At 32.1% G+C, this 13341-nt stretch carries 11 protein-coding genes, 1 tRNA gene and 1 pseudogene; 6 read left to right on the top strand and 7 right to left on the bottom strand.

Going from position 1 to position 13341, the window contains the following annotated elements:
* The first annotated feature begins 13 nt into the window (after positions 1-13).
* The gene (locus WN975_RS09765) at positions 14-655 is read left to right on the top strand and encodes a 4'-phosphopantetheinyl transferase superfamily protein (RefSeq protein WP_337966365.1); all 642 of its coding nucleotides are present in this window, start codon (positions 14-16) and stop codon (positions 653-655) included.
* A gap of 18 nt (positions 656-673) precedes the next feature.
* The gene (locus WN975_RS09760) at positions 674-2614 is read left to right on the top strand and encodes an alpha/beta fold hydrolase (RefSeq protein ID WP_337966364.1); all 1941 of its coding nucleotides are present in this window, start codon (positions 674-676) and stop codon (positions 2612-2614) included.
* A 248-nt stretch (positions 2615-2862) separates the two neighbouring features.
* On the opposite strand, the gene WN975_RS09755 is transcribed toward WN975_RS09760, so the two are convergent.
* Positions 2863-2943 (bottom strand) — tRNA-Tyr (locus tag WN975_RS09755).
* Positions 2944-3948: 1005 nt separating this feature from the next.
* On the bottom strand, positions 3949-5907 hold the full coding sequence (locus WN975_RS09750) for a sulfatase-like hydrolase/transferase (RefSeq protein ID WP_337966363.1): 1959 nt from the start codon (positions 5905-5907) through the stop codon (positions 3949-3951).
* A gap of 814 nt (positions 5908-6721) precedes the next feature.
* On the opposite strand from WN975_RS09750, the gene WN975_RS09745 reads away from it, so the two are divergent.
* Positions 6722-6928, top strand: a complete 207-nt coding sequence (locus WN975_RS09745) for a hypothetical protein (protein ID WP_338140818.1) — start codon at positions 6722-6724, stop codon at positions 6926-6928.
* Between the two features lie 469 nt (positions 6929-7397).
* On the opposite strand, the gene WN975_RS09740 is transcribed toward WN975_RS09745, so the two are convergent.
* A complete protein-coding gene (locus WN975_RS09740; protein ID WP_337966362.1) occupies positions 7398-8189 on the bottom strand; it encodes an SDR family oxidoreductase in 792 nt (263 codons plus the stop codon).
* Between the two features lie 49 nt (positions 8190-8238).
* Entirely contained in the window at positions 8239-8820 is a 582-nt protein-coding gene (locus WN975_RS09735) for a TetR/AcrR family transcriptional regulator (RefSeq protein WP_089482087.1), read from the bottom strand.
* Positions 8821-9024: 204 nt separating this feature from the next.
* Here WN975_RS09735 and WN975_RS09730 point away from each other — a divergent pair.
* Together WN975_RS09730 and WN975_RS09725 are read left to right on the top strand one after the other, a co-directional pair.
* Positions 9025-9192 (top strand): annotated as a pseudogene (locus tag WN975_RS09730) (DDE-type integrase/transposase/recombinase); the annotation flags it as partial.
* A 244-nt stretch (positions 9193-9436) separates the two neighbouring features.
* Complete coding sequence (locus WN975_RS09725; RefSeq protein WP_089482088.1) at positions 9437-10489, top strand: alpha/beta hydrolase; 1053 nt, start codon at positions 9437-9439, stop codon at positions 10487-10489.
* A gap of 67 nt (positions 10490-10556) precedes the next feature.
* Here WN975_RS09725 and WN975_RS09720 read toward each other — a convergent pair whose 3' ends face one another.
* The 3 genes from WN975_RS09720 to WN975_RS09710 form a co-directional block, all read right to left on the bottom strand.
* A complete protein-coding gene (locus WN975_RS09720) occupies positions 10557-11030 on the bottom strand; it encodes a hypothetical protein (RefSeq protein WP_337966361.1) in 474 nt (157 codons plus the stop codon).
* A gap of 86 nt (positions 11031-11116) precedes the next feature.
* Complete coding sequence (locus WN975_RS09715) at positions 11117-12301, bottom strand: DUF3570 domain-containing protein (RefSeq protein ID WP_337966360.1); 1185 nt, start codon at positions 12299-12301, stop codon at positions 11117-11119.
* A 17-nt stretch (positions 12302-12318) separates the two neighbouring features.
* A complete protein-coding gene (locus WN975_RS09710) occupies positions 12319-12552 on the bottom strand; it encodes a DUF4266 domain-containing protein (protein WP_337966359.1) in 234 nt (77 codons plus the stop codon).
* A gap of 88 nt (positions 12553-12640) precedes the next feature.
* Between WN975_RS09710 and WN975_RS09705 the strand changes: the two genes are divergently transcribed.
* Complete coding sequence (locus tag WN975_RS09705; protein ID WP_109746268.1) at positions 12641-13306, top strand: IS6 family transposase; 666 nt, start codon at positions 12641-12643, stop codon at positions 13304-13306.
* Positions 13307-13341: the final 35 nt, after the last annotated feature.

Here is a 13341-nt window from a genome sequence, read left to right as displayed (position 1 = left end):
AACAGCCGGAGTTTTGATTTATATCTATTATTCTTATTTGTCAGAGGAAAATCATGAAAGTTTATTGAAAAATAACCTGCATCATTTTTCAGAAGAATATCAGAATAAAATTAGAAGGTTTAGACGATGGCAAGATGCACAATTATCGCTTTTGGGCAGGATATTATTGTTTGAAGGAATTAAGGAAGTCGGTTTATTTTGTCCTGCTGATAAGGAAATAAAATTCACGAAGTATAATAAGCCTTTTTTTGAAGATAATTTAATACAGTTTAATATTTCACATTCCGGAGAGATTGTGGTTTGTGCATTAAGTCTGAAAAACGAAATAGGAATTGATATCGAAATTATAAGCGATGTTACAATCGATGATTTTAAATTTCAGATGACTGAAAACGAATGGAGTGAAATTATAAATTCCAATAATAAAAAGAGCTCTTTTTTTAGTTACTGGACACAAAAAGAAGCGGTTATAAAAGCACATGGACACGGGTTGACAATTCCCCTGAAATCATTTGAAATTACAGAAGACAGCACCATAATTAATGGAGAAAAATTCTACTTGAAAGAGATTAAAATTGATGAAAAATATAAATGTACAGTTTCATTAAAAACGAATTTTAATGAGGTTGTTTTGAAAAAATATATTGTAAGCTAATAATTAATTAAGAATAAAATGAAAAACATATTAAAGTTATTTTTATTACTATGCCTATTGCCAACTTGTTTGTTTTCTCAAACGCCTGCTTTTAAATTTGAGAAAACTTCGACTTTTTTTCCTGAAGCAAAAAGCATAAACGAAGAAAACATCGAATGGGGATATTTAACCGTTCCTGAAAATTGGGATAAACCCAATGGAAAAAAAATTAAAATTGCGGTGGCAGTTTTAAAAAATACTTCTGGAAAAGCAGATACAAATCCTGTTATTTATATTGAAGGAGGCCCGGGAGCAGGAGGAATTAATGGAATATGGGGCTGGCTTAAGCATCCGTTAAGAAGCAACAGTGATATTATTTTGGCAGATGTAAGAGGAACGGGTTTTTCGCTTCCTAAATTTTGTCCGGATTTAGGAAAGAAATTTTTAGAAATATTAGCCAAAAATCAAAACACAACACAAGACGAAAAGCAAAAAGCTATAGCGGCAGCGGCCTGCAGACAAGATTTATTGATTAGAGATATTGACATAAACGAATATAACAGCAAGTCTATCGCTAAAGATCTAAATGCTTTAAAAAAAGAACTGGGTTATAATAATTGGAACGTTTATGGTACTTCTTACGGGACGTATACAGCTCAGGTTTATGCAAATGATTTTCCTCAGGACATCAAATCTTTGGTTCTCAATTCTTCAATTTCTGATATTTCCAACTATTATAATTTGAATACTTCAAACTATGTCACCAGTCTGGAAAAAGTTTTTAATGCTTGTAAAAATGACCCAAACTGCAATAAACAATATCCTGATTTAGAGAATGTATATTATGAAACAATAGAGAAATTAGAAAAAAAGCCAATAACCGTAAAAGTAGATCAAAAGATAATCCCGAAAGGGGAGTTCACTTATAATGCTCAGGATTTTAAAATTTCTATTCAGCAGGCGTTGTACCAAAAAAAATTAATAGAACTTTTACCGTTATTAATCACCGAGTTTAACAAAGGCAATACAAATACATTAAGTTCACTTGTAGCGGCATTTTCTGGAGCATTAAGTTTAGATTACGGTCAGTATTATTGTGTGAGTTGCAACGAGGCCATTCCGTATAACTCGATCACAGCATTTGATTTGAATGCAGCTAAGTATAAAAAATTAAAAGGCGGTTTATCGTTTTATAAATCAGATTTTTTAGTATGCGAAAAATGGAATTTAGGAAACGTAACAACAGCTAAAGCCAAAAATGATCTGTCGAATCTGTCTGAATTGCAAGCTCCAGTGTTAGTGCTTTCAGGAAATTTTGACCCAATTACTCCGCCTTCAAATGGAAAAATTACTGCAGCAAGATTTAAAAATGTTTTGTTAGTTGATGCTCCGGTTTTTGGACATGCTCCCGCTTTTTCCAAAATCGGAGCTAAAGTTATTGATGATTTCATCAGTAATCCAGGTAAAAAACTTGATGTAACAGGATTTGAATCTGTTGATAAAGTCAATTTTGTTACAGATGTAGAATTAAACGGCGGGGTTTCTCACTTTGCAAATAGTCTAAATGGTTTCAACCTTTTATTTTTTGCACCATTGCTCATTGCCTTTATTATTTTATTGATTTCAATTTTTGTATTTATTTATTTCTTTATAAAAAAGGAAATCGATACTAAAGCAAATAAATTTATCAGGATCTTAATTGTAATTGCTTCTCTATTAGGGCTGTTTGCCATCATCGGGTTTGTTTTAGCTATAAACAACACAGCTCAGGAAAATTTTTATATACTGGCTTTCGGTATGCGCAGTCAGTTTAGCTATTTGTTTGTAGTACAGTGGCTTTTTATTCTATTTACTATATTTTCATTGATTTATTTTACATTTAAACTTAAGTCAATTTCAAATGCAAGCGTTATTTCAACAATTCTTTTCTCTTTAATTGTTTTAGGAGTTTATTTCCAGTATTGGGGGTTTTTGATTTAAATATAGAATAGCAGCGCTATCAAATTATATTTTGAGTTTTTTCAAAATCACCATTTTCCGTGATTCTGCCATAAAACTTTTGAGTATCTTTATAAAGATTGAAATTACCTTAGAAACATATAAAAACTACGAATCCTTGAATTTGTAGTTTTTATATGTTTTTTTATTTACGGAAGATTTTATTTTTGAATTCTCAGCAATGAAATTTTGCCATAAAAAAAGTCCTAATTTTTATTAGGACTTTTTAGTGGGGAGAGCAGGATTCGAACCTGCGAAGTTTTCACAGCAGATTTACAGTCTGCCCTCGTTGGCCGCTTGAGTATCTCCCCGATCTCAGCGTTAGTGCGCTTTGTTTTTCTAAGCGGTTGCAAATATAAGAACGTTTTTCATGTTTGCAAACAAAAAATGAAAACTTACAAGAAAATAATAATTATGCAGACCTGCAGGCAAAAAATATAGAGTCTTATCCGTTATTTCTCAGTTCAGTTACTTTAAATGAAAGCTAAAAATTTTTAATGATTCTTTTTTAAATTTCAATAAGTTAAGAATGGATCAATGCAATAACCTGTGGAACTATAAAAATTAAGCATGAATTTAACCGCAAAGGGCGCAAAGGTTTTTTTGTTATAGATTACGCTCCTTAAACGCAAAGTTCGCAAAGCTTTATCAATATAGCTTTGCGAACTTTGCGTTTATATAAAACCTTAGGAATAAAAAGCCTTTGCGCCCTTTGCGGTTAAAATAATTAGTCAATACAAAATATTTTATGTTTCTCCACAGGTTTTTGCGTTGATCCTATTTTGTGGCAAAAAAAACATCTAAATTTAGGGCATAAAAAAAGTCCTAATTTTCATTAGGACTTTTAGTGGGGAGAGCAGGATTCGAACTTTATGTGTTTAGATCCCGTCTTTGCTACGTATTTATAAATGTCTGGAACCTAATGCACCGATTCTGCACCCAAATTCAATTTTACTATTTCAATATTCAAACATGCACAAAAATTAGAGTACTAACGAACTAACAAGAAGTTGTATTATTCTTTTGCTTTACAAATATAATTATAAATATTTAAAATGCAGGGCTTCCATAAATTTTGACTTTTTGTAGACTTTGAAAAGTTTCCTTTTAAATCAACCGCAGAGTGTAAAAGTTTCGAACCTAAACTTCTTAGGCCTTGATTTTGCTGATGTTGTACTTTTTCAAAATGAAATGCGCCACGATTCTGCCATAAAACTTGGAATGGTCAAATATCTTTACAAACCACCTTAACTTTTTGTGGCAAAAAGGGTATCCACTTTAAATTGGATTGATTATAAAATGTATATAGGTTACTATTATTTTAATAATTTATTGGTAAAAAGGTAATCGGCAGTCTGGTACCATGCAATAGTTTCTTCAAGGAACGGCTGGTTCATAGGTATGGACTTAAGGCTGTTATCTTCTTTATTCCAGGAGTAAAAAGCCTGTTTTTTCTGGTCTGATAAAATCATTACTTTTTCTTTTTTCATCAATACCAGCTTACGATAGGTACCCATTAGGGCACGCTCTTCAAACTTTGGATCAAGTACGTTTTTTCCAAAAAAGTCAGACTCATAATTCCATTTGAAAATAGAGAACAGGGTAGGCCACAGGTCAATCTGAGAACACTGCCTGGTAATTTTTTGGTTGTACTGCTCGGGCAGGTTTACTATGAGAGCCGGAATATGATAATTGGCAACATCTATTTCATCCTTGCCGGCGCTGCTGGCACAGTGGTCTGCAATGATTACAAACACCGTATTTTTAAACCACGGTTTCTGGCTGGCTTTCCTGAATAATTCCCTTAAGGCAAAGTCAGTATATTTTACTGCTCCTTCACGGCTGGTTCCAGATAGAATGTCAATTTTTCCCGATGGATAGGTAAAGGGCCTGTGATTGGAAGTGGTCATGACAAAATTGAAAAAAGGCTTATTGTTTTTATACTGCGCATCAGCAACGCTAAGCATTTTATTGAAGATATCTTCATCGCATATTCCCCATGCATTCTCAAATGTTACTTCATTGTCATCGATGTTATATCTGGTTGTTTTTATCTTATCACTCAGTACACTACCGCGCCCCCGGTCATATATTGTAAAGCCGTTTCCGCCAAAATAGGCATTCATGTTATCAAAATAGCCGTCTCCTCCGTAGAAAAAATTACAGTCATATGCTTTTGATTTAAAAACACTGCAAACCGTATATAGATTTTGATTTTCAGGTCTTTTTACAATCGACTGTCCTGGGGTGGGAGGAATACAGAGTGTCACTGCTTCCATACCCCGAACTGTTCGCGTACCTGTTGCGTAAAGATCATTAAAAAATATACTTTTCTGGGCCAGACTGTCCATAAAAGGTGTTATGTTTTCCTTGTTTCCAAACTCCTTTAAAAAACTGCCGCTTAAGCTTTCAACCAGAACAAAAACTATATTTTTTTTCTGGTCAGATGCTGCGCTGTCCTTTATGGTTCTATGAATAGAATATCCCGCAGAATTGTAACGGCTATTCGGATCTTTAAGTTTTTCTTTTATAATTCCAAATGCTTTATCGTTACCTATAGAAGTATAGAAATCAACATACTTCATCTGGTTGTTGCGAAAAGCAGCAAAAAAAGAATAGATTCCTGATTTTGAAATTTCCGAGTTATAACGATTCGCTGACCATTCGGTCTGATAATTATGGATAAAAAATCCAAAGAATAATGCAACCGCTGCCGAAACGCTCAAAACCGTTAATCTGGTTTTTGCACTTGCTTTGGTTGTAAAGGTACTACCGAAGGCTCCTCTTTTAAAGAAAATGAAAATAAAAAGCATAGTAAGTAGCAGCACACCTCCAACCAATAAAGGAAGCGGGTAGGACTGCTCGATATTAGCCACTACTTCATGGGTATAGATTAAGTAGTCCACTGCTATGAAATTAAAGCGAGTCTTAAACTCATCCCAAAAGGTCAGTTCTGCAAAAAAGGTAAACACCAGAATAAAGACCGTTAAGGTGGTAAAGAAATAAATTAAAATTTTATCCAGGACTGAACCAATCCATTTGTTAGGCATAACCGTATAATAAAGAATAGCGGTAGGTGTCACAAAAGTAATTGTTCCGATATCATAGAATAAGCCTGTAAAAAGTGTTCTGAAAAGGTTTATGATGTTCCAGGATACTTCATCATACTGCCATATAAAAAAAGTGATTCTAAGGATTTGTGACAGGATTAAAAACCATATCATAAAATAGAATAATACAGCGTATCTGCTGTGAGACGGATTTAGTTTCGGCATAACTTTTAATAAGCGTGAATTTTAAAATACAATTCAGAATTAATTCTGAATTTTTAATAACTGATTAAAAAAAATCTAAAATTTGTAACTGATTCCAAAACATATTACTGGTGTTTCGTAATAATCTTTGGTGATATAACTAAAATCTTCTTATTTTATTTTTTTTTGTAAGACTAATGTATTAAAAATATCCATTACATTTAAAAATACTTCACCTTCTCTTTTTTACAATGTTTTTTGTTTATGAAAAAATTGATGTTGTGTTAAAGTTAGTTTTTGAGCCAATTATTTTCTAATTTTAGCGTAGATTTTATAATGTCAATTTAAAATTTAGAAAGCAAAAAGTTGTTAAACTGCAGGTTCGTAAGGATCTGAACGTACTCCAGCAAAATGATATAATTAAATTAAAAGGCAACTCAATTTCTAAGGGCTATACTGAAATTATTAATATTTTGGATCAGGACGATGAATTTCATTTCAATTCTTTTGAAAAGCCTGCAGAGGGCAGGATGGAAGTTCAGGAGTTATATAACTATTAAATAATACCGTAATTAAGTGAAGAGATTTCTACAATAGCTCATTAATTGTCAATATTAAAAGCTATGTGTTGCATAGTATTTTAAACTTTTTAAACATTCTAAATCCTGTTATGATGAGAAGATGAATATTTTTAAATAATAAATAAAAAGGAGTTGTTTTTTTAACAGAGCAAAAAATAAAAAATATCTACATTTGATTTGAATTAGGTCTTTATTAATTTTAAAATATCTGTGATGGAAAAAGCTATAAAACAAAAAGTCCAAAAGGATTTGGATTGCCAGCAAAAGTTGAAATAATCAGACTAAAGGGAAGTTTAATTTGTAAGGGATATACAGAAATTATACATATTTTATATCAGGATAATGAAATTAATATCAACTCATTAGAAACCACAGATGAAACGAAAAGTAAAGTTCAGGAATTTATAAAAGTATTTGTAATTAAAGAGAACATGGCAGATACAATATCGCTTTTTAAATAAATTTTTAACGGTTATAATTAATTCAATACTAAAAACCTCCAGTGGAGGTTTTTATATTTAATTTCAGACTTAATCAATTTATAAATTATGTAACTCAAAACTTGCAGAAATACTCTAAAAAAAGCTTTAAGTTTTTGTCGCAAAAAAGGAATTCATTCCATTTCAGCTTTGTCACGAATGCTACAAATCCCAAATTGAACGTTTTAATCTGTTAAATTGTTTAAAATAAATGTTATAATTCATAAGTATTTCAATTGTAAAAATATATTTTTTTAAGAAATAATTTCGAACTCTTTTAAATCACACAAAAATGAATTCAAGAAAATACAAATTCAATTTTTGTAGTAAAATTAAAATCGACTCCAGATTTGTTTGTTATTGAACACGGACAAGTGCAGAAACTATATAATTTTGTTGACCAAAAAGAATAATTTTAATTTTTATTACGGAATATATCAATTTAGAATAATTAGATAGTTTTTAAAACACCTCCATCTGCTCTTAATGATGCTCCATTCGTAGCAATTGAAATCGGACTTGACAAATAAACAGCCAGCGAAGCAATTTCTTCAGGATCAATGAAACGCTGTAATAAAGAGTGTGGATTGGTCTGCTGTATAATGGCATTTTTCATTTGTTCAATTTCGATATTTTGTAAAGCAGCAATATGTTCAATTGTTGAAGCAACTCCGTCAGAATAAGTTGGTCCGCCTAAAATAGCATTCACTGTAACTTCCGTACCTGTAGTTAGTTTAGATAAACCATTACTTATTGTCGTCATTGTAGCTTTTGTCATTCCGTAATGAATCATATTTCCTGGAATATTCACGCCAGATTCACTGCTAATAAAAACAATTCTTCCTGATTTTTTCTGAAGCATTTGCGGTAAAAGTTTTTTAGAAAGCCTAATACAGCTCATCACATTAACTTCAAATATTCTATACCACTCTTCATCTTCCAGATTTTCAAAGTCTTTTAATTCGAAAATACCAACGTTATTAATCAAAATATCAATATTATTTAATTTAGTTAATAAAGCAGTTACTTCTTCTTTTTTTTTTAAATCACATACAATTCCTGAAATTACTGCATCTGGAAATTCATCGTTTAATTTTTGTACGGCTAAATTTGTCTTTTCTTCATGTCTTCCATTGATTATGACTTCAGCTTTTTCATTTAATAATTGTTTGGCAATTGCAAAACCAATTCCTTGTGTCGAACCACTTATAAATGCTCTTTTTCCTTCTAATTTTAAATTCATTTTTATTATTTTAATTTTGTAATGATTGATACATAAATATTCAAAAAAATTAGCTGATAACAGCTAATTGCATTTCGATTTGATTTTTTAAGACATTTTTATCTGGATACATTCTTCTGAGCGTATTAAGTCCACACCAAAATGTTATTAGATATTTCCCAAGGATCTCGGGATGTGTTGGTGTTTTTAAGTTTCCCTTTAATTTTTCATCTTTAATGGCTTTAGTAAACATTTGTTCTACATCTTTTAAAATTTGAACCGCACTGGCTTCCAGATTTTTATCTATAAAAGTCATTTCTACAACCGTATTGGCAATAATACATCCTTTAAGATGCTCATTTTCTTCTGCGGAAGCGATACTAATAAAAAAGTCTTTAATTAATCTTAATGGAGATTCGCTTTTGATTAATTCCAGTTTAAAAGCATCAAAAGCCAATCGTCGTTCTTCAATAGCTTTTTCAAAAACCTCTTTTTTACCACCTTTGAAAGTATTATAAAAGCTTCCGGCACCAGCACCAGTTGCTTTTTGTAAATCATTCAATGAGGTAGCACTGTATCCTTTCTGCCAAAAAACTTCTTGCGCTTTTTTTACAATATTAGAGTCTTCGTAGATGGTAGGTCTTCCTCTCATTGTTTTATTTATTTTTATAATGATCGATACAAAATTAAATAAAAATAAGTTTACTCTAAATTTTAAAGCAATTTTATTTTGCTAATTAAAAGATTGCCTTAATTGCAGGTGAGTTAAACTGATTTTCTTTTTGAAGAGTTTGATCATGCTACAATTCAGCGCTGGGTTTATAAGTTTACACCTTACTTGAGTCAGAGATGAAGAAGAGAAAAGCAGTGTAAATATCTCAACAATATATTAGAACGGGACCATCGTTTCATCAAATGGCGCATCTAAAGCGGATTAGGTTTTAAAAATTTTGAATCGGTCAAACGAACCTTAAGCGGAATTGAAGTTGTGCATGTGCTAAGAAAGAATGAGATGGTTAGATAAGGAATATCTATGTTTAAATCATTCTGTAAATTGGTGGACTAACTTTAACATTGATTAAAGTTTTATATTTGATTCTGACAGATTCGAACCTATTACTTTTAATATGATAATTAAATTATTCTAAATAAGGTATTTTCATTTCCTAAATTCATTATTTATATTAAATTGACCAATATTTAAAAGTCGAATTAAACTATTTTATACAAAAGCAGTCTTATTAAAATAATCTTAAAATACCTAAATAATGAAGACCCCAATTTTACTTATAATCTCTTTTTTTCTATTATTATCCTGCTCAAAAAATGAAGCAGATGAATCAAATCAAGATTCTGCTTATATAGATGATGATTTGGCAGGGCCTATTTCCAGGCCAAAAACCGGATATGGTTCGGATGGCAGTTATGAAGTTGCAAAAATTAGTTTTCCAAGCCCATTATATAGTGGAAAAAATGTTGAAATTTTTTACCCAAAAGGAATTACTTCCCCCAAACCTGTTATTTTTTATTCGCATCCTTATGGTGGTGAAGAAAGTGCATACAATATAGGTTTGTATGAGTTTATTGCAAAAAAAGGATATGTTGTCGTATTTGCACCTTATCCTACAACAGGTGTAACAGTCGATGAAAGATATGACACACTTTGGCAAAGCTTCAAAAAAGCTGTGACAGATTATCCCACTATAATTGACACAAAAAAAGTAGGCTTCATGGGACATTCATTTGGAGGAGGAGCCTCTTTTGCTTTGGCTCATAAAGGATTTATTGATGAAGGCTGGGGACAAAACGGGCGTTTTATTTTTGCAATGGCACAATGGTATTCCTATGAAATTACACAGGCAGAATTACAAAGTTTCCCTGAAAATACAAAATTGATAACTCAGGTCTATAATGACGACGTAACAAATGATCATAGGCTGGCAATTGATATTTTTAAAAATATAAATATTCCAAACTCTGAGAAAGATTTTATTTTGATAAAAAAATCAGTTTTACCAACTTTTACTTACACGGCAGAGCATAATCTTCCTAATACACAAACCTCATATGATGCATATGATTATTATGGAATTTACAGATTACTTGATGCAATGATTGATTATAGTTTTAATGGAAATTTGACAGCGAAAAATGTAGCACTGGGAAACGGATCTAAAGAACAAATAACAATGCCGAGTTATAATGGCCAGGCACTATCTCCATTAGAGGTAACCGATAATCCTTCTCCATTATATCCGCAGAGTAAATATGCTTTCCAATGTGGAGCAGTAAATAATCCTAGAATTGCAAATTGTAATTAAAGATTTACGTATTGAATGATATATAATTGATATAAAAAAAGAGGCTTTTTATTGAGCCTCTTTTTTATTACTGTTTTCCATTTCCTTTCCCATTTCCATTATGGTTGCCATTATCGTGATGGCCATTATCTTTCCCTTGTTTATTATTTCCTTTGCCGGGCTTTTGACCAATTGTTTTTTGAGGTTGTCCCTTATAGCCTTTTCCATATTTTACTTTATGGGTTTTGAAATTATCATAAGGACGATCGCCTCTATAATCTGTCAATACAACTTTATATTCATTATAGAGATCATAATTTCTGTAAGCTGAAGGAAGTGATCTGGTTCTTACCCATTTCCCGTTATTTAAGTAAACATAGTTTGATGTGTTTACATCGTAATATGTTTCAAGGTCTGGCAGATAGTAATAACGAACATCTGTATAACCGGCAGGTCCCCATGCAGGAGGAGTGCCTATATTAACATTAACAGATACTTGAGCCTGCGTATAACTAAAAGAAAGGAATAGTATTCCGATCAAAAAATATTTTAAAGTTTTCATAATTTCAGTTTTTAATTCATTAATATTTTCAAATAAAACAAGAAACATGCCTAAAATTTTATTCAATGTATGTGTTTGATTAGCTGTTATTTATATTTGATGTTAATGCTAATAATATCAGAAGTCATATTAGTAGTTCGTGTGTAATGCCCGTAACGAATCTCTAAAGTATTCCAGTGTTTTAACCCAAATAATCCGTTTAGCGGTGTAAATTTCATTCCCATTCCAAAGAAACTGCTGTCAAACTTAGATAGATCATAATTACTAGTGTAATATTCATCAGAAGCAGTATGTTCGCCATATGGTCTAAAATATTTCGTTCCGGTTTGAGTATAATATCTGTAAAATGGACTAACTGAAAAGGCCTGTGTTAATTTTACAGGAATTTCCAGATCAGCGGTATGTGCTTTTAAGTTCCAATCATCAGTATAATATCTGTAATAAGCTCTAATGATTACATTATCTCCTAAAAAATAGCTTCCTCTGATTCCCAATGGAATTTTTAATCGGGTATCCGGCATTTTTTCCTGATGCACTGAACCATCTGCAAAATAAACTCTGTGAAAAGGCAGGCTTAAATATCCGTTTTGGCTGATAACATCACCTACAAGCATTACCTGTAGATTTTTGTTTACAACCTGAGAGTAACTTAAAGTTCCTGCAAAAGTATTTCGGTTGGCACTGTCATAACCTTCACTTCCTGGAGCACGAAGCTCAACGGGTTCAATTAGTTTCAGCTGATCTATAAAGGTTTGGAATTTAGCGGTAAATTCTCCATTTCTGTCTTTTGTTTTTTGTGAGAAGCTAACATTTCCTCCAAAAGATTGGTAATCAAACTCTGTTGATGATGAAACGCCGATGCCGATTGTCCTGCCTTTTTCTTCATTTTCTCTCAGATAAGTCAAAGAAGGGTAGAAGCGATTGTCTGAAGATGAAGCAGATGAATTTGCACTCAAATCAATCATATCTGATGATGCTGAGGTATAATGATCAATACCGGCTTCGATATCAAAAGTATGCTTGATTCCGGTTTCTCCGTATTTTACCAGTTTAACATCTATTGTGTTTGCAATGTCGGTTAGATGTTCAGAACCAATTCCGCCCGTAACGGCTGAATTGTTTCCGTCCTGTTTATAATAGCTCGAAACTAGATTAACTTCTTCCAATTTTAATTTTTTGCTTTTGTAACTGGTAGAATCAGTACGAACATTTTGTGCTCTTACCTGAAATAGCGCCAATAAAGCAAATCCTGTTATGAATATTCTTTTCATTTTTTAAGGCATGAAAATTAGTTACAACCGCAGCCACCGCCGCTTTTTCCTGAATTTGCTCCGGAAGCTCCTTCACGGTAGGATTGAAAACTGAGTTCTGTCTTTTCGATTTTTCTGTTAGAAAGCACCATTTCAGAATCGTTGATTTTTCCTTTTTGATATTCCTTTACCGAAGTGCAGCAGGTGAACAGGATGCCCGTAATAGCAATACTGCATAACAGTGCGAGATTTTTTTGCTTTGGCTTTTTCATTTCAGGTTAATGTTTTTTGAAGTGTAAATTTTGGTTCTGTCGCATCTGGGAATAACTTTTATCTTTAGAATTTTAAACCGATCAAAAGATGAATACTAAAGGTCATTGTTATCCAAAATACATAATTCTTCAGGCAGTGTATTTTAAATTAAGATTTACACTTAGTTATCGTGAAGTTGAAGAAATAATGAAGATTAGGGGTGTGATTGTTGATCATGCCACTATCCAACGCTGGGTTTATAAGTTTACGCCTTTCATTGAGGCAGAGATGAAGAAGAGAAAAGGCAGAGTGGGGGCGAGCTGGAGATTGGATGAGACCTATATCAAAGTAAAAGGAATTTGGTGTTATTTATATCGAGCAGTAGATAAATTAGGCCATACGGTTGACTTTCTTTTGACCAGAAAAAGACAAAGAATGAGCGCTCAGTCTTTTCTAATTAAAGCAATTGGTAATAATTTCCGGCCAAGAGTAATAAACATTGATAAAAGCGGTTCTAATACAGCAGCGATCAAAGTCTATAACAAACGTTCATTCTCAAAGATTAAAATCCGACAGTGTAAATATCTCAACAATATTGTCGAACAGGACCATCGATTTATAAAATGGCGCATACAAAACGGATTAGGTTTTAAAAGTTTTGAATCGGCAAAACGAACATTGAGTGGAATTGAAGTTGTGCATATGCTAAGAAAGAATCAGATGGTCAAACCCGGGATATCTATGTTTAAATCATTCTGTAAATTGGCGGGCTAAATTTTAAATTACTTAAATTCTTATATCTGATTCTG

The sequence above is a fragment of the uncultured Flavobacterium sp. genome (assembly GCF_951805225.1).
Taxonomy (GTDB): Bacteria; Bacteroidota; Bacteroidia; order Flavobacteriales; family Flavobacteriaceae; genus Flavobacterium.
This window is presented reverse-complemented; position numbering and strand designations above follow the sequence as displayed.